23 protein-coding genes and 4 tRNA genes are annotated in these 17,969 nt (G+C 74.1%); 15 read left to right on the top strand and 12 right to left on the bottom strand.

From position 1 onward, the window contains the following. Nucleotides 1–34: 34 nt before the first annotated feature. Nucleotides 35–877 (top strand): exodeoxyribonuclease III, encoded by an 843-nt coding sequence (locus C8D89_RS00120; RefSeq protein WP_479731917.1) that lies wholly within the window; start codon nt 35–37, stop codon nt 875–877. Between the two features lie 17 nt (nt 878–894). Here C8D89_RS00120 and C8D89_RS00115 read toward each other — a convergent pair whose 3' ends face one another. Beyond that, nucleotides 895–1,764, bottom strand: a complete 870-nt coding sequence (locus C8D89_RS00115) for an NmrA family NAD(P)-binding protein (protein WP_116706077.1) — start codon at nt 1,762–1,764, stop codon at nt 895–897. A 147-nt stretch (nt 1,765–1,911) separates the two neighbouring features. On the opposite strand from C8D89_RS00115, the gene C8D89_RS00110 reads away from it, so the two are divergent. Together C8D89_RS00110 and C8D89_RS00105 are read left to right on the top strand one after the other, a co-directional pair. After that, nucleotides 1,912–2,889, top strand: a complete 978-nt coding sequence (locus C8D89_RS00110; protein ID WP_116706076.1) for an AraC family transcriptional regulator — start codon at nt 1,912–1,914, stop codon at nt 2,887–2,889. Between the two features lie 166 nt (nt 2,890–3,055). Next, a complete protein-coding gene (locus tag C8D89_RS00105; protein ID WP_165825482.1) occupies nt 3,056–3,616 on the top strand; it encodes a MarR family transcriptional regulator in 561 nt (186 codons plus the stop codon). Here the strand turns inward: C8D89_RS00105 and C8D89_RS00100 are convergent. Further along, on the bottom strand, nt 3,613–6,162 hold the full coding sequence (locus tag C8D89_RS00100) for a DEAD/DEAH box helicase (RefSeq protein WP_116706794.1): 2,550 nt from the start codon (nt 6,160–6,162) through the stop codon (nt 3,613–3,615). The two genes, C8D89_RS00105 and C8D89_RS00100, sit on opposite strands and share 4 nt — an antisense overlap. A 119-nt stretch (nt 6,163–6,281) precedes the next feature. Here C8D89_RS00100 and C8D89_RS00095 point away from each other — a divergent pair, with 119 nt between their 5' ends. Continuing rightward, nucleotides 6,282–6,932: a TetR/AcrR family transcriptional regulator gene (locus tag C8D89_RS00095; RefSeq protein ID WP_165825481.1), complete on the top strand. Its 651-nt coding sequence runs from the start codon at nt 6,282–6,284 to the stop codon at nt 6,930–6,932. Between the two features lies 1 nt (nt 6,933). Here C8D89_RS00095 and C8D89_RS00090 read toward each other — a convergent pair whose 3' ends face one another. Beyond that, nucleotides 6,934–7,191: a hypothetical protein gene (locus tag C8D89_RS00090; protein ID WP_116706073.1), complete on the bottom strand. Its 258-nt coding sequence runs from the start codon at nt 7,189–7,191 to the stop codon at nt 6,934–6,936. Between the two features lie 128 nt (nt 7,192–7,319). On the opposite strand from C8D89_RS00090, the gene C8D89_RS00085 reads away from it, so the two are divergent. The 5 genes from C8D89_RS00085 (at nt 7,320) to C8D89_RS28935 (ending at nt 10,913) form a co-directional block, all read left to right on the top strand. Further along, nucleotides 7,320–7,943 (top strand): class I SAM-dependent methyltransferase, encoded by a 624-nt coding sequence (locus tag C8D89_RS00085; protein ID WP_116706072.1) that lies wholly within the window; start codon nt 7,320–7,322, stop codon nt 7,941–7,943. 64 nt (nt 7,944–8,007) lie between these two features. Further along, on the top strand, nt 8,008–8,979 hold the full coding sequence (locus tag C8D89_RS00080) for an NADPH:quinone oxidoreductase family protein (RefSeq protein WP_116706071.1): 972 nt from the start codon (nt 8,008–8,010) through the stop codon (nt 8,977–8,979). 23 nt (nt 8,980–9,002) lie between these two features. Further along, entirely contained in the window at nt 9,003–9,791 is a 789-nt protein-coding gene (locus C8D89_RS00075) for an alpha/beta fold hydrolase (RefSeq protein ID WP_116706070.1), read from the top strand. A 5-nt stretch (nt 9,792–9,796) separates the two neighbouring features. Next, entirely contained in the window at nt 9,797–10,708 is a 912-nt protein-coding gene (locus C8D89_RS00070) for an AAA family ATPase (RefSeq protein WP_165825480.1), read from the top strand. Nucleotides 10,709–10,739: 31 nt separating this feature from the next. Further along, nucleotides 10,740–10,913, top strand: coding sequence for a hypothetical protein (locus C8D89_RS28935; RefSeq protein ID WP_165825479.1), 174 nt, complete (start codon nt 10,740–10,742; stop codon nt 10,911–10,913). 48 nt (nt 10,914–10,961) lie between these two features. Here C8D89_RS28935 and C8D89_RS00065 read toward each other — a convergent pair whose 3' ends face one another. The 3 genes from C8D89_RS00065 to C8D89_RS00060 form a co-directional block, all read right to left on the bottom strand. Then, the gene (locus tag C8D89_RS00065) at nt 10,962–11,726 is read right to left on the bottom strand and encodes an IclR family transcriptional regulator (RefSeq protein WP_133251781.1); all 765 of its coding nucleotides are present in this window, start codon (nt 11,724–11,726) and stop codon (nt 10,962–10,964) included. A gap of 120 nt (nt 11,727–11,846) precedes the next feature. Continuing rightward, complete coding sequence (locus C8D89_RS28930) at nt 11,847–11,999, bottom strand: hypothetical protein (protein WP_165825478.1); 153 nt, start codon at nt 11,997–11,999, stop codon at nt 11,847–11,849. Nucleotides 12,000–12,035: 36 nt separating this feature from the next. Continuing rightward, a complete protein-coding gene (locus C8D89_RS00060) occupies nt 12,036–12,674 on the bottom strand; it encodes a maleylpyruvate isomerase family mycothiol-dependent enzyme (RefSeq protein ID WP_116706067.1) in 639 nt (212 codons plus the stop codon). Nucleotides 12,675–12,745: 71 nt separating this feature from the next. On the opposite strand from C8D89_RS00060, the gene C8D89_RS00055 reads away from it, so the two are divergent. Further along, nucleotides 12,746–13,180, top strand: coding sequence for a MarR family winged helix-turn-helix transcriptional regulator (locus C8D89_RS00055; protein ID WP_243417641.1), 435 nt, complete (start codon nt 12,746–12,748; stop codon nt 13,178–13,180). 26 nt (nt 13,181–13,206) lie between these two features. On the opposite strand, the gene C8D89_RS00050 is transcribed toward C8D89_RS00055, so the two are convergent. The 5 genes from C8D89_RS00050 to C8D89_RS00030 form a co-directional block, all read right to left on the bottom strand. Then, nucleotides 13,207–13,656 (bottom strand): hypothetical protein, encoded by a 450-nt coding sequence (locus C8D89_RS00050; RefSeq protein ID WP_133251780.1) that lies wholly within the window; start codon nt 13,654–13,656, stop codon nt 13,207–13,209. A 183-nt stretch (nt 13,657–13,839) separates the two neighbouring features. After that, a tRNA-Val gene (locus C8D89_RS00045) sits at nt 13,840–13,914 on the bottom strand. A gap of 1 nt (nt 13,915) precedes the next feature. Further along, nucleotides 13,916–13,987, bottom strand: a tRNA-Cys gene (locus C8D89_RS00040). A 56-nt stretch (nt 13,988–14,043) separates the two neighbouring features. Beyond that, nucleotides 14,044–14,116, bottom strand: a tRNA-Gly gene (locus C8D89_RS00035). 96 nt (nt 14,117–14,212) lie between these two features. Beyond that, nucleotides 14,213–14,638, bottom strand: a complete 426-nt coding sequence (locus C8D89_RS00030; protein ID WP_116706065.1) for an SsgA family sporulation/cell division regulator — start codon at nt 14,636–14,638, stop codon at nt 14,213–14,215. Between the two features lie 301 nt (nt 14,639–14,939). Here C8D89_RS00030 and C8D89_RS00025 point away from each other — a divergent pair, with 301 nt between their 5' ends. The 5 genes from C8D89_RS00025 to C8D89_RS28925 all read left to right on the top strand — a co-directional run bounded on the left by C8D89_RS00025 (nt 14,940) and on the right by C8D89_RS28925 (nt 17,727). After that, nucleotides 14,940–15,512: a sigma-70 family RNA polymerase sigma factor gene (locus tag C8D89_RS00025; protein ID WP_243417639.1), complete on the top strand. Its 573-nt coding sequence runs from the start codon at nt 14,940–14,942 to the stop codon at nt 15,510–15,512. Next, a complete protein-coding gene (locus C8D89_RS00020) occupies nt 15,509–16,462 on the top strand; it encodes an anti-sigma factor domain-containing protein (RefSeq protein WP_116706063.1) in 954 nt (317 codons plus the stop codon). The genes C8D89_RS00025 and C8D89_RS00020 overlap by 4 nt, the downstream gene beginning before the upstream one ends. Next, nucleotides 16,459–16,962: a TIGR02611 family protein gene (locus C8D89_RS00015; RefSeq protein ID WP_243417637.1), complete on the top strand. Its 504-nt coding sequence runs from the start codon at nt 16,459–16,461 to the stop codon at nt 16,960–16,962. The genes C8D89_RS00020 and C8D89_RS00015 overlap by 4 nt, the downstream gene beginning before the upstream one ends. 23 nt (nt 16,963–16,985) lie before the next feature. Further along, nucleotides 16,986–17,060: transfer RNA gene (locus C8D89_RS00010), tRNA-Val, on the top strand. 508 nt (nt 17,061–17,568) lie between these two features. Continuing rightward, nucleotides 17,569–17,727 carry a hypothetical protein gene (locus tag C8D89_RS28925; RefSeq protein WP_165825477.1) on the top strand — a complete coding sequence of 53 codons (159 nt, stop codon included), beginning with the start codon at nt 17,569–17,571 and terminating at the stop codon, nt 17,725–17,727. Here the strand turns inward: C8D89_RS28925 and C8D89_RS00005 are convergent. Further along, on the bottom strand, nt 17,721–17,969 hold a 249-nt coding region (locus C8D89_RS00005), incomplete at its 5' end, for an integrase core domain-containing protein (RefSeq protein ID WP_165825476.1). The genes C8D89_RS28925 and C8D89_RS00005 overlap by 7 nt on opposite strands.

Here is a 17,969-nt window from a genome sequence, read left to right as displayed (position 1 = left end):
GGCGGTGTCGGGGTCCCCGGCTAGCGTGGCGGGCGTGCGATTGGCGACGTGGAACGTGAACTCGGCCAAGGCCCGCGAGCCGCGGCTGCTGGGCTGGCTCGACGACCGCGCGCCCGACGTGGTCTGCCTGCAGGAGACCAAGCTGTCCGACGACGCGTTCGACGAGACGTTCGGGGCCCCGCTGGCCGAGCGCGGCTACGCCGTCGCCCACCACGGCGAGGGCCGGTGGAACGGCGTCGCGCTGCTGTCCCGCGTCGGGCTCGACGACGTCGAGGAGGGCCTGCCCGGCGGTCCCGGCTACCCGCACCAGGAGGCCCGGGCGGTCACCGCGACGTGCGGGGGCCTGCGGGTCACCTCGGTGTACGTGCCCAACGGGCGCGATCCGGCCGATCCGCACTACGCCTACAAGCTCGAGTGGCTCGCCGCCCTGCGCGACCGCGTCGAGGCCGGGGGCGCGGACGCGGCGGTGGTGGCCGGCGACTTCAACATCGCCCCCACCGACGCCGACGTGTACGACCCCGCGGTGTACACCGAGTCCACGCACGTGACCCCGCCCGAGCGCGAGGCCCTCGGCGCGCTGCTGAAGACCGGGCTGCACGACGTCGTGCGCGACCGTTGGCCCGACCAGCGCATCTTCACCTACTGGGACTACCGCGGCGGCGCCTTCCACCAGGATCGCGGCATGCGCATCGACCTGGTGCTGGCCGGCGAGCCGGTGGCGCAGCGCCGGGCCGCGGTGTGGATCGACCGCCAGGCCCGCAAGGGCACGGGGCCGTCCGACCACGCCCCGGTGATCCTCGACCTCGACGAGGCCCCGGACGGCGACCTGGGGCCCGTCGTCCCGCCGCCGTCCCTGGGCCGTTCGCGGAAGAGGTAGCGCCACCGGCCCGACGCTCAGGCCGCGGGCACCAGCGTGCGCGCCCACTGTTCCAGCCTCGTCGGGCTGCTCGTCCGCGGACCCCGGCCGGCGAGGCTGCGCACCGCTCCGCGGTTGAACGCGGCGTTCATCGCGAGGTGCTCCTCGGTGACGTCGGCGGGCAGCCCCGCCTCGACCAGCACTCCACGCATGACGTCCTCGGGCGCGCGCTCGTAGCGCAGGCCGGGCAGGCCGAGGACGGCGCCGAGGCGGGCGACGGCCTCGGGGAGCGTGAGGTCCTCGGGCCCGAGCACCTCGCGGACACCGACCGCGCCGGGGTGGCGCAGGGCGTCGGCCGCGACGTCGCCGACGTCGGCGGTCGCGACCATGGGCAGGGCGACCTCGGGGTCGATCGTGTCGTGGTGCACCCCGCTCGCCCGCATCGCGGGCAGCGACGGCAGGAACGACTCGAAGAACAGCCCGGGACGCAGGAACAGCACCCGGGCGTCGAGCGCGCCGAGGCGCTGCTCCTGTTCGTGGAGGGTCTCGAGGAAGCCGGTGCCGGACGCGACCTCCCCGCCCAGCGAGCTCAGCGCGACCACCCGGGGCACGCGGGCGTCGGCGAGGGCGCCGACGATCGCGGTGCCCACCTGGTCCTGCTGGGACCGGTAGCCGGGGGCAGTGAGGTCGAGCGGCAGGAGGACGTAGGCGGCGTCGGCGCCCCGCAGCGCCGCGGCGAGCGCGGCGCGGTCGGTCATGTCGGCGACGTGCGGCTCGGCGCCGTGTGCGGCCGCGTCCGTCAGGCGGGTGGCGGCACGCCCGACGGCGTGGACGTCCTCGCCGGCCTCGCGCAGGCGGCGCACGACCCGTCCCCCGGTGTTCCCGCCGGCGCCCAGCACGGTGATCATGGTGGTGGCTCCTTCGTTCGTCCATCGGTGCGATGCGTCCAGCGTCGAGCTCGGGAGCCGGACGGGCCATCACCGCGACGCCGGGATCCTTGTCCGTTCGTCCGGCGGACGTGGACGCGGCGTCCCTCGGTGCCCGATGCTGCTCCGGTGCCGACCCAGCCCCCGTGGAGACCGACCGACGCGGTCGGGGAGGCCCTGCACGTCCTGCGGATGAGCGGGACCTTCTACTGCTCCTCCGAACTGCGGGCGCCCTGGGGGCTGGCGCTGCCCGCGACGCCGAGCTGCCTGTGGTTCCACGTCGTGACGTCGGGGACGGCGACGATCGTGGTGGGCGAGGAGGCGGTGACGCTGTCGCCGTCCGACGTCGTGCTCCTGCCCCGCGGCGAGGGGCACGCGATGCGCTCGGTCGACCCGCCGCCGAACCTCCCGATCCCGAACGTGCTGACGCTGCCGCACACCTGGTACGGCGACCGCTACGCCTCGATCAGCTACGGCGGGTCCGGTGCGACGACCACGATGATCTGCGGTGCCGTCCGCCTGGAGCACCCGATGGCCGAGCGGCTGGTGGCGCTGATGCCCGACATCGTCCACGTGCCCGTCTCCCCGCTGACCGCGCGCCTGCAGGACACGCTGCGCCTCATCGCGCTCGAGGTGGAGGAGACCCGCCCCGGCGGCGAGGCCGTGATCACCCGGCTCGCCGACGTCCTCGTCGTCCAGATGCTGCGCGCGTGGCTCGCCCACGACCCCGCGGCCCGTACCGGCTGGCTCGGTGCGCTCGCCGACCCCGACATCGGGCGTGCCCTGGCCCTCGTCCACGCCGATCCGGCCCGCGACTGGTCCGTCGCCGGCCTCGCGCGCGAGCTGGCCCTCTCGCGCTCGACCTTCGCGGCCCGCTTCACCGCGCTCGTCGGCGAGCCGGTGATGACCTACGTGACCCGCTGGCGCATGCTCGTCGCCCACGACCGCCTGCGTGCGGGCGACACCACCGTCGCCGCCGTCGCATCATCGCTCGGCTACCGCTCCGAGGCCGCCTTCAGCCGCGCCTTCCGCCGCGTCGTCGGCACCCCGCCCGGTGCCGTGCGCGCCCGCACCCGCGAGGAGGATCCGCTGCTCGTCGGGGCCTGAGATGCGACGGCGAGGAGGCGTTTCCCGGGGAAACGGCTGCTGCGGTCGGGTCGCCACGCGACGCAGGGGAGCAGCCGGCCGGGCCGCGGCGAGAGCAGCGTTTCCCGAGGAAACGGTTCTGCGGAACCGACCCCACGAGACGAGGCGCTCGGTGACGATGAGCGCCGTGGAGCGTGTCGACGACGAGGCGGCGCGGGCGACCGACGAGCTGCTCACCCTGCTGCTCGACGATCTCGGACCGACGCTGCAGCGATATCGCGACGAGGTGGCCCGCCGACTGGGGCTGTCGCCCGCTGAGCTCCTCTGCCTGGACCTCTGCCGGCGGCACGGGACCATGACGAGCAACCGGATCGGTCAGCAACTGGGGCTGACGCGGAGCGCGGTGTGGAAGCTGCTGCACCGCCTGGAGAAGGCCGGCCACATCGACCGGCGAGCGCCGCAGGGCCGCGAGCAGGAGGTCGAGGTGCGGCTGCGCCCGCACGCGCGTCGGGACGCGGTTCTCGCCGACCTGCGCGCGACGCTGCGACGTCGGGTCACGGACCTCGTCGTCGACCACGACCTGCGCGACCGGCGGCACGCTGCCGTCGCCATCGCGCTGGTGGGGATGGCGAATCGACTGTTCTCCCAGGCGCAGACCCTCGCCGACGCGGCAGCGAACGAGCGCCTGCTCGCCGCGCGGCGACGGGCCCGCGCAGCCGACACGTCGACCCCGTGGTGGGCACGCTAAGCGGTCGCCATCGGCCCCACCGCCGTCACGTGCACGGCCGCGGCGCCGAGCTCGTCGGAGGCGTCGAGGTCGACGTCGGCGCTGATGGCCCAGTCGTGGTCGCCCTCGGGGTCGTCGAGGACCTGGCGGACGTGCCAGGTGCGCCCGTCCTCGGTCAAGCGGAAGAACGCCGGGCCGCGCGCGTCCGGGCCGGCGCCGACCGTCGGGTACTCGGCGAAGTACTCCTCCATCGCCGCTGCCCAGGTCTCGGCGTCCGGGCCGTCCTCGGACAGCGCCGCGAGGTCGGCGGGGGAGCGGCGGGCGAAGAGCTCGACCCGGCGGAACATCTCGTTGCGCACCAGCACCCGGAAGGCGCGCTCGTTGCGCGTGACCGGCGGCGGGCTGTGCTCGTCCCCTCCTGGGGTGGCCCGGGCGGCTGCGTCCTCACCCGCCGCCTCCAGCGCTGTGTCGTCCCCACCCGCCCCGGCCAGGTTCTCCCACTCGTCCAGCAACGACGAGTCGGTCTGGCGCACGAGCTCGCCGAGCCAGGCCACGAGGTCGTCGAGGTCCTCGGTGCGCGCGGTCTCCGGGATGGTCTGGCGCAGCGCCCGGAAGGCGTCGGTGAGGTAGCGCAGGACCAGGCCCTCGGAGCGGGCGATGCCGTAGTACGAGACGTACTCGGTGAAGGTCATCGCGCGCTCGTAGAGGTCGCGGACCACCGACTTGGGCGCGAGCTCGTGGTCGGCGACCCACGGATGGCCCGACCGGTAGGACTCGTACGCGGCCGACAGCAGCTCGGACAGCGGCTTCGGCCACGTCACGTCCTCGAGGAGCTCCATGCGCTCCTCGTACTCGATGCCCTCGGCCTTCATCGCCTGCACGGCCTCGCCGCGGGCCTTGTTCTCCTGGGCGCGCAGCACCTGCTTCGGGTCGTCGAGCGTCGCCTCGACCACCGAGACCAGGTCGAGGGCGTAGGTCGGCGACTCCTTGTCCAGCAGCTCGAACGCCGCGAGCGCGAACGGCGAGAGCGGCTGGTTGAGCGCGAAGTCGACCTGCAGGTCGTCGACCAGGCGCACGTCCGGTCCGGCATCGGTCTCGACGCGCTCGACGACGTCGGCCTCGAGCAGCCCGCGGTAGAGCGCGATCGCCCGCAGGATCAGCCGGCGTTGGGTCGGGCGGTCGGCATGGTTGTCCTCGAGCAGGTGGCGCATCGCCGCGAAGAACGGCTGCTGCCGCTGCGCGACCTGCAGCAGCATCGCCGTCGACACCCGGAACTGACTGGTCAGTGGCTCGGGCTGGGCCTCGACGAGGCGCTCGAGCGTCTTCTCCGACCACGACACGAAACCCTCGGGCGGCTTCACCCGCACGACGCGTCGTTGCTTCTTGACGTCGTCGCCGGCCTTGGCGAGGCGCTTGGCGTTCTCCATCTCGTGCTCCGGGGCCTGGGCGACGACGTAGCCCGCGGTGTCGTGCCCGGCCCGCCCCGCGCGGCCCGCGACCTGGTGGAACTCGCGCGCCCGCAGGTGGCGCACCCGCTGGCCGTCGAACTTGGTCAGGGCGGTGAACAGCACGGTCCGGATGGGCACGTTGATCCCGACCCCGAGGGTGTCGGTGCCGCAGATGAGCTTGAGCAGCCCGGCCTGGGCGAGCGTCTCCACCAGCCGCCGGTACTTGGGCAGCATCCCGGCGTGGTGCACGCCGATGCCGTGACGCACCAGCCGCGAGAGCGTCTTGCCGAACCCGGCGGTGAAGCGGAACGCGCCGATCAGCTCGGCGATCTGCTCCTTCTCGGCCTTCGAGCACACGTTGAGGCTCATCAGGGCCTGGGCCTGCTCCACGGCCGCCGCCTGCGTGGTGTGCACGACGTACACGGGCGCCTGCTGGCCCGCCAGCAGCTCGGTGATCGTCTCGTGCAGGGGCGTGCGGGCGTAGCGGAACGACAGCGGCACCGGGCGCTCGGTGTGCGCGACGACCGCGGTCTCGCGGCCGGTGCGCCGGGTCAGGTCCTCGGCGAAGAACGAGACGTCGCCGAGCGTCGCCGACATGAGCAGGAACTGGGCCTGCGGTAGCTCGATGAGCGGCACCTGCCACGCCCAGCCGCGCTCGGGATCGGCGTAGAAGTGGAACTCGTCCATGATCACGGAGCCGACCTGGGCGTTCTCGCCCTCGCGCAGTGCCCAGTTGGCCAGCACCTCCGCGGTGCAACAGATGACCGGGGCCTCCGGGTTGACCGCGGCGTCGCCCGTGAGCATCCCGACCTGCGCGTAGCCCAGCTGCAAGCCGAGGGCGAAGAACTTCTCCGACACCAGCGCCTTGATCGGCGCCGTGTAGACGGTGCGGTGCCCGCGCGACAGCGCGGCGACGTGCGCACCCAGCGCGACCAGCGACTTCCCCGACCCCGTCGGCGTGGAGAGGATCACGTTGGAGCCCGACACGAGCTCGATGAGCGCCTCGGACTGCGCGGGGTAGAGCTCCAGGCCCCGCTCGGCGGCCCACTCGGCGAACCCCTCGTAGAGCTCGTCGGGGTCGGCTCCCGGGCGGGCGAGCAGGGCGGTGGAGGTGGTCATCCCCGCCATTGTCCCGCGAGGTCGGGCGCGCACGAGCGGGCCGGGGCACGGCCGCGGGTTACGCTTCGTCACTGCACGGGTACCAGCGCTGCTCCGACGGCGCAGGGGGAGGGAGGCGCGTGAGCGAACGCGGCGAGACGGCAGCACCGGCGGCGCCGCTCGGCCGCCGCGCCGCCACCAAGGCCCGCACCCGCCAGGCGCTTCTCGTGGCCGCCCGCCGGGTCTTCGCCGAGCGCGGCTACGGACCGGCGTCGGTGGAGGAGATCGCGCGCACTGCCGGGGTGTCGGTCGGCTCGGTGTACGTGCACTTCGCGAGCAAGGAGGCGCTGTTCACCGCGCTCGTCGAGGACCAGACGTCGGCCGACGTCCACCACAAGGCCGCGCTGGTCCGGGGGAGCGCGCGGGAGACGTTCGCCGCGCTCGACCAGCTCGTCTCCGACGTCGCCGACTCGCGCGAGGAGGCCCTGCTCGACGCCGAGGTGTGGCTCTACGCGGTGCGCCACCCGGAGTTCGCCGAGCGCCTCGCCGAGCACGAGGTGCGGCTGGCCCGGGTCGCGACGGCCGAGCTCCACCGCGCCTGGGAGGACCTCGACCCGGCCGTCCGGGCCGCCGTCCGCGACGACGAGTTCGTCGTCGCCGCGGCGGCGCTCTACCACGGGCTGATCCGCCTGCGCCGTGTCCTGGGGGAGGACGCGGTCCCCGGCGACCTCTACAGCCGCGTCCTGCGCCTGCTCCTGCGCCTGCCCGAGGACGACGACGGTGCGGAGTGAGCTACCCCGCGGCCGTGTCGACCGGCACCTCGGCCGGCCGCAGGTGGTACACGCCGGCGGCAGGGGTGAGCGGGTGCAGGTCGTAGACGTGGACGACCTTCGGGCCGTCGTGGAGATGGGTGTGGGTCACCACCGGCAACGGGGCGCCGTGCCGCGCCTCGCGGACCTCCACCCGGCCGTCGAGCGGGCCGCCGACGTAGAGCAGGACGGCGTCCTCCTCGGTCGGGGGGTCGGTCGGGCCGACGGGCGTGACGGTCATGACGGCCTCCTCGGACGGCTCGCTGGTCGACGGTCCTCCTCGCGACCCGGGTCCGGGCGCCGCGTCCAGCGTAGGGACGCCCGGCCCCGCGCGCTGCATCCCTGCGGCGTCTCTTGTCGGAGCGGGGGATGACGGACGGTGACGGGATCCGCGACTGGACCCGGCCCGGACACCCCCCGCACGTCCCCGAGATCACCCTTCTGCTCGCCGACGACATCCACCGCGCGTGGTCGGCGCTCGACGAGGAGGCCCCGCCGTTCTGGGCGTTCGCCTGGGTGGGTGGCCAGGCCCTGGCCCGCCACGTCCTCGACCATCCCGAGCTCGTGCGGGGGCGCCGGGTGCTCGACCTCGCCGCGGGTTCCGGGCTCGTGGCCATCGCCGCGGCGCGCGCCGGAGCCGGCGCGGTGATCGCCTCGGACTCCGACGCCCGCGCCCGCGCCGCGGTGGGGCTCAACGCCGAGGCGAACGGCGTGGCCGTCGAGGTCGTGGGCGACGTGCTCGGCGGGAGCACCGAGCTCGACATCGACGTGGTGCTGGCCGGCGACGTGTTCTACGAGCAGCCGATGGCCCGCCACGTGGAGCGCTTCTGCGACGAGGCCGTCGCGGCGGGTGTCGAGGTGATCGTGGGCGACCCGGGCCGCGAGTACCTCCCGCGGCGCCGCTGCACCGCCCTCGGCGTGTACGAGGTCACCGGCACCGCGGACCTCGAGGGCGGGGCGACGACCCGGACGACGGTGCACCGCTTCACCTGACAGCGCCCCCCGACTCCTGTAGAACCGTCACGGCTGACGGTCCGGGCGGTGCAGGGAGGTCGCGGTGCGCGCGGTACAGGTCGTCCGGCTCGACGGGCCGGACGCGGTGGAGGTCAACGAGGTCGACGAGCCGACGGCCGGCGGCGACCAGGTGCTCATCGACGTCGAGGCGGCCGGCGTCGTCTTCCCCGACCTGCTGCTCACACGCGGCGAGTACCAGATGAAGCCAGAGCTGCCGTTCCTGCTGGGCAGCGAGGTCGCCGGCACCGTGCGCGAGGCGCCCGAGGGCTCGGGGTTCTCCGCGGGCGACCGGGTGGCGGCGCTGCCGGTGCTCGGCGGGTTCGCCGCCACCGTGGCGTCCCCCACCGAGACCGTCTTCCCCCTGCCCGACGCGGTCTCGTTCGACGTGGGCGCCGGGCTGCCGATGAACTACCTCACCGCGCACTTCGTGCTCGAGACCCGTGCGCACCTGGCGAAGGGCGAGACGGTGCTCGTCCACGGCGCCGCCGGCGGGGTGGGCGTGGCGTGCATCCAGTTCGCGAAGGCTCGCGGTGCGACGGTCATCGCGGTCGTGTCGTCCGAGGGCAAGGGCGAGGTCGCCACGGCCGCGGGCGCCGACCACTGGGTGCCGGTCGAGGGTTTCAAGGACGCCGCCAAGGAGATCACCGGGGGGCGTGGTGTCGACGTCGTCGTCGACCCGGTCGGCGGTGACCGCTTCACCGACTCCCTGCGCAGCCTCGGCGACGGCGGTCGCTTGGCCGTCGTCGGCTTCACCGCGGGCGAGATCCCCACCGTGAAGGTCAACCGGCTGCTGCTGAACAACACCTCCGTCGTCGGCGCCGGCTGGGGCGCCTACGCCTCGAAGCGCCCCGGGTTCATGCGCCGGCAGTGGGACGCGATGTACGACGACATCGCGAGCGGCCGGCTCGCGCCGCCGATCAGCGCGACCTACCCGCTGGCCGAGGCCGCGTCGGCGATCGGCGAGCTGGCCGAGCGGCGCGTCACGGGCAAGGTCGTCGTCCACCCGCGCGCCTGAGCACCCCACCGGAGGAGGACGTCGTGGAGCTGGCCCACACCCGCACCGGCACCGGGGAGCCGGTCGTCCTGATGCACGGCATCACCCACCGGCGGCAGGGCTGGGACCTGGTGGTGCCGCTGCTGGAGAAGGAGCGCGAGCTCTGGGCGCTCGACCTGCCCGACCACGGCGAGTCACCCGACCTGCCGCCCGGCTACCGCGGTGACGTCGGCCCGCTCGCCGACGCGGTCGAGGCGTTCTGCACCGCGCAGGGGATCGACCGCCCGCACGTCGTCGGCAACTCCCTCGGCGGGCTCATCGCCCTCGAGCTCGCCGCGCGCGGCTCGGTGCGCTCGGCCACCGCGCTCTCGCCCGCGGGGTTCTGGTCGCGCCTCGAGCGGGTCTACGCCCGGGCGGTCCTGGGCGGGGCGCACGCGCTGCTGGCGACCGTCTCGGCGGCGCGCCTGGAGCGGATGCTCGCCACGCCGGTCCTGCGCACCGCCCTGGTCGGCCTGCTCCTGGCCCACCCCTCGCGCATCGAGGCCGAACAGATGGCCGCCGACCTGCAGGGGCTGAGCCGCCCGCGCTCGTCGTTCGCGACGATGCTCTCGCACCTCGGCAGCTGGACGGTGCCCGCCCGCGCCGCCGTCCCGACCACCGTCGGCTGGGGCTCGCGCGACTTCCTGCTCCCGCGCTGGCAGTCCGAGCGGCTGCGCCGCGCGCTGCCCGACGCGGCGATCTACGTGCTGCCGGGCTGCGGACACGTCCCGATGGCCGACGACCCGGCTCTGGTCGCCGACTTCATCCTCGCCGCCACCCGCCCGCGCGCCTGACGGGTGTGCCCACCCTCCACCTGACCCGTGGGCTGCCCGCGTCGGGGAAGTCGACGTGGGCGCGGGCGCTGGTCGCGTCGCGGCGGCCCGGGTCGATCCTGCGGGTCAACCGGGACGACCTGCGCCGCAGCATGGCCGACCCCGCCTACTCGACGCCGGTGGACGCGGTGGAGCGGCGGATCTCGGCGGCGGAGTGGCAGCTCGTGCGCAGCACCCTGCTCGCGGGGGTGGACGTCGTCGTCGACGCCACCAACCTGCGCGCCGCCGTGGCCCGGCGCTGGCTCGCCCTCGCCGAGGCCTGCGGAGCCTGCTGGCACGTCGAGGACGTCGTCGCCGACCTCGAGGAGTGCATCCGCCGCGACGCCGCCCGCAACGGGCCGGAGCACGTCGGGGAGGACACGCTGCGCGACCTGCACGCGCGCTACCTCGACCCCGTCACCGGCCGCCCCGCCCCGCTGGCCCCGCCCCCGCGGCTCTCGTCGGCCGGCGGGGCGCCGTACCGGCCGGTGCCGGGGACCCCCAGCGCGGTCCTGGTCGTGGTCGAGGGCGTGCTGGCGCAGGCCGACCCGCCGGATCCCGACCACCCGGAGGACGTCCCGGTGGCGGCGGCGGTCGAGGTCCTGGCCGCCCTGGCGGCCGCCGGGCACCGGGTCGTGGCGCTCTCGGCGCGCCCCGAGGAGGAGCGGGCCGCCGTCACGTCGTGGCTCGCCCGCCGGGTGCCGGTGCCCGTCGACACCGTGCTGCTGCGCCCGCCCGGCCGCCGGCGCGGCGAGGACGCCGTCGCGCTCGGCCTGTTCGACGCCCACGTCCGCGACCGCTACACGGTCGTGGCCGTCGTCGAGGGACGCCCACGGCGGGCGGCCCGGTGGCGAGGGCTCGGGCTCACCGTTCTCGGGCTCGCCGAACCGGGGACGTGAGACGGAGGCATGGCCGTGCCAGCATGGGTCCGTGGCCCACGAGAACGAGTGGTACTACTGCCTCAAGCACCACCGCGTCGAGCCCTGGGACGGTTGCCGCGCGGCCGACCGGCTGGGCCCGTACCCCGATCCGGAGACCGCGGAGCACGCCCTGGAGATCGCCCGGCAGCGCACGGAGGCGGCGGACAGGTACGACGAGAGCTGACCACCGGTACCACTGGCTAGCGGTACCACTGGCTAGCGGTACCACTGGCTAGCGGTACCACTGGCGGTGCGCGACCCGCGCGACGTCGGTGACGTCCCGGACGAGCCGGCCGAGCTCGGCGCGGAACCGGGGGGTCGGCAGGGTGATCGCGATCGCGGCGGCGACGCGCCCGCCGGGGTCGGCGATCGGGGCGCACACGCACGAGAGGCCGGCGGCGTACTCCTCGCGGTCGAGGGCGTAGCCGTCGCGCCGGATGCGCGCGAGCTCGAGGTCGTAGGCGTCCGGCGTGGTGATCGTCGAGGGTGTGAAGGCCGTCCAGCGCGCCGGTTCCAGCCGTTCACGGCGGTCGGGGGAGTGGGCGACCAGCACCTTGCTGACCGCGAGCGCGTGGGCGATGGTCGGCGGGATGCGCTGCGAGAGCTCCGGGACCAGCCCGAGGCCCTGGTGCCCGCGGATGTCGAGGACGTCGATCTGGTCGTCGTCCGCCCACTCGGCGAGGTAGGCCCAGGCCCGCGCGCGCCCGTACAGCTCGGTCACCGCGTCGGAGAGCATCGCGGGCAGTTCGCGCCGCGGCGCCGTGGCGGCGGGGGTGCCGCTCCAGCTCGGCCCGGGACGCAGGCGGTAGGCCCCGGCGGCGGTGCGCTCGGCGTAGCCGTCGCGGCACAGGCGCTGCAGCACCGGGAGCACACCGGTGTCGCTGCGGCCGAGGTGGCCGCCCAGCGCGGCGAGGTCGACGCCCTCGGGGTGCGCCGCCAGGATGCGCAGCACGCGCAGCGCGCCCGGGGCGACGATCCGTGAGGGGCTCCCGGGCACCCGCCGGCTCGCCGTGTGACCCGAACGGGGGGCCGGCAGGTCGATCGTCACATCACGTGATCTTAGGTGGAGGTGGTGTGATCGGGAACGACCGTGCTCTGAGGACTGTCTGAGGCGCTCTCAGTCCGCCTCGAGCCGGGCTCCGCAGGACGGGCAGCGGGTCGGCGGGTCCTCGTCGGCCAGCCGCCCGCACTCGTCGCACACGCGGTGCATCCAGCAGGCCGGGTCCCCGCCGGCGTCGTCGGGGATGTGCGCCGGGCGCGGCTCGCTCATGTGCAGCTCCCTCGTCGTCCACGGACGTCCCGGAGCCTAGGTCGCCGACGCGCGGAGGTGGGCCGTTCCCGCACCCTCGAGGTGGGGGAGTGCCACCTCGGTGCGGCCGGTCAGGAGGAGCAGGAGATCGCGGATCGGACCGCGGACGAGCGCGCCGTCGCCGCGGACCCAGGTGGTGTCGGTGGCGGAGAGCTCCAGCCCGCGCAGGCGGCGCCGTGCCCAGAACGGCCAGCCCATCCGCCACACGCGCTCGGCGCCCTCCCGCGCGCCGTCGAGGGGCATGGCGACCTCGCGGCCCAGCGCGGTCGCCACGTCCTGGACGTGCACCAGGGTGTCGAAGAGCAGGTTGTCGAGCGTGGTGATCGCGGGCTTGTGACGGGCGTCGGCGACCGCGCGCAGACGGTCGGCGAGGCCCGCGCCCAGCGCGTCGGCGTGGGCCACGGCCATCGCGCGGTTGACCTCGTCGAAGTCCCCGCGGGCGCGGACCGCGGCGCCCAGGATGCGGAGCAGCCCCGGTGACGCCGGCGCCAGGGCCACATGGGCGGCGACGTCCCGGACCCGCCAGCGGGTGCACGGCGAGGGCCGGTCGAGCTCCGGGACCGGCAGGCCCGCCAGGAGGTCGGCCAGCGCCCGGCGTTGCTCGGCGATGAGGTGCCATTTCCGATCGACGTCCATGCTGAGCCCGATCCGTCAGAGAGGCTGACCAACACGACAGAGTGTCTGACCATCTCCTAGTGTCGTCAACCGTGGCGGAGGAGCTGAACACCGGGCTGTTGCTGTTCCTGCCCTACCGGGCGATGGAGACGCGCGTGTTCGACGAGCTCGCTGCGGCCGGCTTCGACGACTTCACCCCGGCCCAGGCCCGCGTGTTCCAGCGCATCGCCCCGCACGGGAGCCGGCTCACCGACCTGGCCCGCCAGGCGGGGATCACCAAGCAGAGCGCCGCGTTCCTGGTCGAGAAGCTCGAGCGCGCCGGCTACGTGCACACCGTCCCCGACCCCGACGACGGCCGCGCGCGGCTCGTGCTGATCGCGGAGCGGGGGAGGCGCAGCGTCGAGGCGTCACGGACGGTGGTGGCGCAGGTGGAGGCGGAATGGGAGGCGCACCTGGGCGCGGAACGCATGGCCGAGCTCCGGCGCGCGCTGACCGACCTGCGGGAGATCACCGACCCCTGGCGGTGAGCTCGGGGCACGAGGGTTCGCCGGGATCAGTCGCGCGGCGAGGGCGCCTCGCGTCCGTCGCCGTTGTCGGCCGCCCGGCGCGACGCCGCGCTCTCGCGGTCGACGGCGTCCTGGTCGCGGTCGGCCCGCCCACGCTTCCGGTCCAGCAGCGCGCGCGACCGGCGGAGACGGTCATCCGACCGCGCCACGGCCTCGGCGGCACGGTCCAGCGCTGCGTACCCGCGATCGAGCGGATGGGCCGTGGCCGTACCGGTGGCTCGCGCCAGGTCGTCCAGTGCGGCCTCGCGCGCATCGGCTCGACGCTCGCGCGCGTCGGCCTGCTGCTCCCGCCGGTCGGCTTCGGCCTCCCTGCGGTCGGCCTCGTCGTCCCGGAGGTCGGCAGCGACGTCACGAGCGTCGGCTCGGGCGTCCCGCTCGTCCGCGGCGCCCTCTGGGCCGTCAGCAGGCTCGGGCCGATCCGGCGCGGGGACGTCCACGGACCGGAGCGTCTCCGAACCCTCGCTCATCGTGCTCACCACGCCATCGACGTCAGCCCACGTCGTGGGGAGGGTACCGCCGATCGCCGGGAGCGCGGGGCGGCGAGAAGCGACGATCGGGGCCCCGGAACACCGAAAGGCCCCGGCACGAGCCTCGTTCCGAGGCTGTGACCAGGGCCTTCATGGTGGGCGATACTGGGATTGAACCAGTGACCCCTACCGTGTCAAGGTAGTGCTCTCCCACTGAGCTAATCGCCCGAGGCGCAGGCGGGAATCGAACCCGCGTACAGGGCTTTGCAGGCCCTTGCCTAAGCCACTCGGCCACTGCGCCAGGCTTCCGGAGGTCGTCCGGCTCACCGTGGAGAAGTACAGCCGAGGAGCCTCCCGAGCGGACGACGGGACTCGAACCCGCGACCCTCACCTTGGCAAGGTGATGCGCTACCAACTGCGCTACGTCCGCATGTGGCCGGCGGGTTCCGGGTGACCGTCCCGCCGTGGCCGACGAAGAGAACACTACTGCATCGTGCGTCCCCCGCCATCCGCGGGGGGGGGCGTGTCAGCTCGGGTCGCTCGACAGCAGCAGCCCGAGGGCGTGCTCGAGGTCCAGCCAGTCGTCCTCGCAGCCCGGCGCGACGATCTCGTGGGTGCGGGTCAGGAAGTCCGACACCTCCCGGCTCGCGGCCCGGAAGGTGGCGTGGCCCGAGGGCGAGCTCAGCTCGATCTCCACGGACTCCGCGTCGCCCTCGGAGGGGCGGATGCGGACGTCGCCGGCGCCGGCCGGGGCGAGGAGGCCCTCGGTGAGCAGGTCGCGGGAGAACACCCACTCCACCCATCCGGCGCGGCCGGTGCGGAAGGCCGCCTGCACCGCGTACGGGTCGCGGGTGTCGTACCGCATCTCGACCTGGACGGGCACGGGCGGGTTCGGCGGACCGACGAGGTCGAAGACCGCGGTCGAGCGGATCGTCGTGTGGTCGTTGAGCATGTGGCTGCCTTTCGCACGCTGCTGTCGTCGGGGGAAACGACTGGCGGACGAGCCTGTGACGCCGGTTCACCCGGCTCACGCATCCATCACACCGCACGAGCACCCGGTGGAGGACTTACCCGGTTCGGTTCCGTAACGAACCACCCACCCCGGCCGAGCGCGGGGTGATGCCCCAGGAGCACTAGCCTCTCCGACATCTGAGCCGGACACACACCCCCGGAGAGAGGGTCGAGCAGTGACGGACGCGTCGCGAGGAGTCCCCAGGGCGGCTCCGCAGCGTGACGACGCCCACGGCGATGTCGTGACCGACGTCACATTGCTCGAACGTATAGGCGACCGCAGCGCGGATGCCCTCGCGCAGCTCTACGACCGGTTCGGACGCCCCGCGTACTCCCTGGCCCGTCGGATCTGCATCGACGAGGCGTTGGCGGAGGACGTGGTGCAGGAGGTCTTCCTCGTGGTGTGGCGCGACCCCGGGCGGTTCGACCCCGCCCGCGGGTCGGTCTCGACCTGGCTCCTGACCCTGGTGCACCACCGGGCCGTCGACGCCGTGCGCCGCGAGGCGACCCGCCGCCGGCGCACGGTCGCCCCGAGCGAGGACGGCGAGGAGTGGAACGTGCCGCCCGGACCGGGCGCCGACCAGGCCGCGCTCGGTGCGGTCGTCGCCGGCAAGGTCCGCGACGCCCTCGCCTCCCTGCCCGCGGAGCAGCGCGAGGCGCTGGCGCTGGCGTACTTCGGTGGTTACACGCAGCGCGAGGTGGCGAGTCTCGTCGGTGTCCCGCTGGGGACCGTGAAGTCACGGATGTTCACGGGGACGAAGAAGCTCCGGAGCCTGCTGGGCCCGCACGTCGAGGTGGAGGAGGAGGGCCGATGAGCGACGACGCCGTCCGGACCTCCGGAGGCCATGCCCACGATCACGACGCCCTGGCCGTCGCGTTCGCGCTGCACGCCCTCGACCCGGACGAGGAACGGGACTTCGGCGCGCACCTCGCGACCTGCCCGGCGTGCCGACACACCGTCGACGAGACGCTCGAGACCCTGGGCGACCTCGGCGGGTCCGTCGAGCCCGTCGATCCGCCGCCGCAGCTCCGGTCCCGGCTGCTGGACGCCGTGGCGGCCGAGGACGACGCGCTGGACGGGTGGGTCGACGACGCGGTCGACGACGCGGTGGACGACGGGGTGGACGACGCGCCGACCGGCGACGTGCCGCCGACGTTGTGGACGTCGTCGCCACGGCGCGCCCGCGACGACGCGGCCCTCGACGACACGGGCCGCGCCGCACCCGCGCCCGCTCGGCGGCGGACCGAGGGGTCGAGGGTCGTTCCCCCACGGCGTCGCCGCGCGACCCGCTGGCTCGCCGTCGCGGCGGCCGCCGCGGTCGTCGCCGCCGTGGCCGGGCTGGCCGTGGTCACCCAGTCCCTGCGCAGCGAGCGCGACACCGCGGCGGCGCAGGCCCAGCGCGAGGCCGCGGTCATGGACATGCTGCACGACGCGGGCCGGCCGGGGGTCGTGCACGCGACGCTGGAGGACCCGCAGGGCGCCATGGTCGGGATGGTGGTCGATGACGGCACCGGACCCCGGGTGCTCACCACGGGGCTCGACGCCAACGCCACCGAGGAGATCTACGTGCTGTGGGGTCTCGCGAACGGCACGCCGCGCCCGCTGGGCACGTTCGACGTGGCCGGGCAGGTGCCGTCCGTCCATTCCGTACCCTCATCGTCGGAGGCTCCCCCGTTCGCGGGGTTCGCGCTGTCGCTCGAGCCCGGGCGGACCGCACCGGCCTCACCGACCCGAGTCGTCGCGAGTGGACAGGTGGGACGTTGACGGAACCGGCCGAGCAGTCGACCGCCACCGCCGAGCAGCCGGTCGCCGCCCGGCCGCGTCCGCGCGCCGCCGCGGGTCGCCGCCCGTCCCGGTACCAGCTCCTGCGCGCCCGGCTGCGCCACTTCCGTGCCCGCGTGCGCCGCAACCCGCGGGCCAACCTCGCGTGGCGCATCGCGATCGGTGTCCTCGGCAGCGTGGTGCTCGCGGTGGGCGTCGTGGCGATCCCGTACCCGGGCCCGGGCTGGCTGATCGTCTTCGCGGGCCTCGGCATCCTCGCCACCGAGTTCACCTGGGCCGGCCGGCTGCTGCACTTCGCGCGCCGGCACTACGACCGCTGGATGGCCTGGGTCGGACGGCAGAACGTCGTCGTGAAGGCCCTGCTCGGTCTGCTGACCTGCGCCGTCGTCCTGGTGACGCTCTGGCTGCTGGGCGCGCCCTACCTCGTGGCCCAGCTGGTCGGCCTCGGGCACTGGACCTGGCTGCAGAGCCCCTTCGCCTGATGGGCTAGGGTGGTCATCGCTGCGGGCGATTAGCTCAGGGGGAGAGCGCTTCGTTCACACCGAAGAGGTCACTGGTTCGATCCCAGTATCGCCCACCAGCAAAGGCCCTGGTCACAGTCCCACACGGTGCTGAGGCCAGGGCCTTCGTCGTGTCCGGCGAAGATCGATGCAGCAGGGATGCAGCAGACATCAGCGGCCGTCCTCGTCGTCGGTTGCCGCCTTTGCTGCGCGGTCGACATCGGGTAGCCCTGCGGTGCGGGTTCACCAGCGCAGCCCGACGGGACGGCTTCGCACGCGGCGGCCGCGGTCGCGGCGGCGGAGTCGCCACCGGTCGTTGTCCACCAAGCGAAAGCAGACAGCCAGCTCTGTTCTCTGTAGCGTCTGCGGTGCGGCTCGACGCTTCGGGCCGCGATCGGACTCGGGACGCGGTTTTCGCTCCGGCGGGGACGCGCCCGGTGGTCCCGTTCGTCATGTGCGTCCCTCGTCACCGGTTGCGGTGAGGGGGCAGAGCGTAGTGCATGCCGCTTCGGCTCTGCCCTGTCAGCACATCTCCCGGGTGCTGCGCCCCGTCTCCTCGCAGCAACGCCTTGAGAGTGGGACCCGCACGTGGAACCCGACCAGAACGAACAGCTCGTCCTCGCCATGCGCAACGCCGGCCGCAGGTTGGCGGAGCCCCGCAGCATCCGCGACCTCGAGCAGACCCTCGGCCAGATCGTCGCTGAGGTTGGCCCCCAGCGCCGGACACCGACGGTGTGGGGTCAGTGATCTTGACTGGGGCTGGTGTGGTGGGCTTCGTAGTCCAGCGGGCTGAGCATCCCGATGCTGGAATGGCGTCGTTTGGGGTTGTACCAGCACTCTATCCATTCGAATATCGCGTTGGCAAGTTCGGCGCGGGTCTTCCAGGTCCGTGCATCGAGTAGCTCGAGTTGCATGGTGCCCCAGAAGGACTCCATCATCGAGTTGTCGTAGCAGTCACCGATCGAGCCCATCGACCCGAGCAGGCCGGC

The sequence above is a fragment of the Actinomycetospora cinnamomea genome (genome assembly GCF_003096675.1).
GTDB lineage: Bacteria > Actinomycetota > Actinomycetes > Mycobacteriales > Pseudonocardiaceae > Actinomycetospora > Actinomycetospora cinnamomea.
This window is presented reverse-complemented; position numbering and strand designations above follow the sequence as displayed.

Excerpts from the sequence above, each read along its gene's own strand:
- C8D89_RS00115 (WP_116706077.1), bottom strand. The coding sequence starts at position 1,764 with ATGATCACCGTGCTGGGCGCCGGCGGGAACACCGGGGGACGGGTCGTG.
- C8D89_RS28930 (WP_165825478.1), bottom strand. The coding sequence starts at position 11,999 with ATGAGCGAGCCGCGCCCGGCGCACATCCCCGACGACGCCGGCGGGGAC.
- C8D89_RS00085 (WP_116706072.1), top strand. The coding sequence starts at position 7,320 with ATGACGGACGGTGACGGGATCCGCGACTGGACCCGGCCCGGACACCCC.
- C8D89_RS00100 (WP_116706794.1), bottom strand. The coding sequence starts at position 6,162 with ATGACCACCTCCACCGCCCTGCTCGCCCGCCCGGGAGCCGACCCCGAC.
- C8D89_RS00090 (WP_116706073.1), bottom strand. The coding sequence starts at position 7,191 with ATGACCGTCACGCCCGTCGGCCCGACCGACCCCCCGACCGAGGAGGAC.
- C8D89_RS00030 (WP_116706065.1), bottom strand. The coding sequence starts at position 14,638 with ATGCTCAACGACCACACGACGATCCGCTCGACCGCGGTCTTCGACCTC.
- C8D89_RS00060 (WP_116706067.1), bottom strand. The coding sequence starts at position 12,674 with ATGGACGTCGATCGGAAATGGCACCTCATCGCCGAGCAACGCCGGGCG.
- C8D89_RS00020 (WP_116706063.1), top strand. The coding sequence starts at position 15,509 with ATGAGCGACGACGCCGTCCGGACCTCCGGAGGCCATGCCCACGATCAC.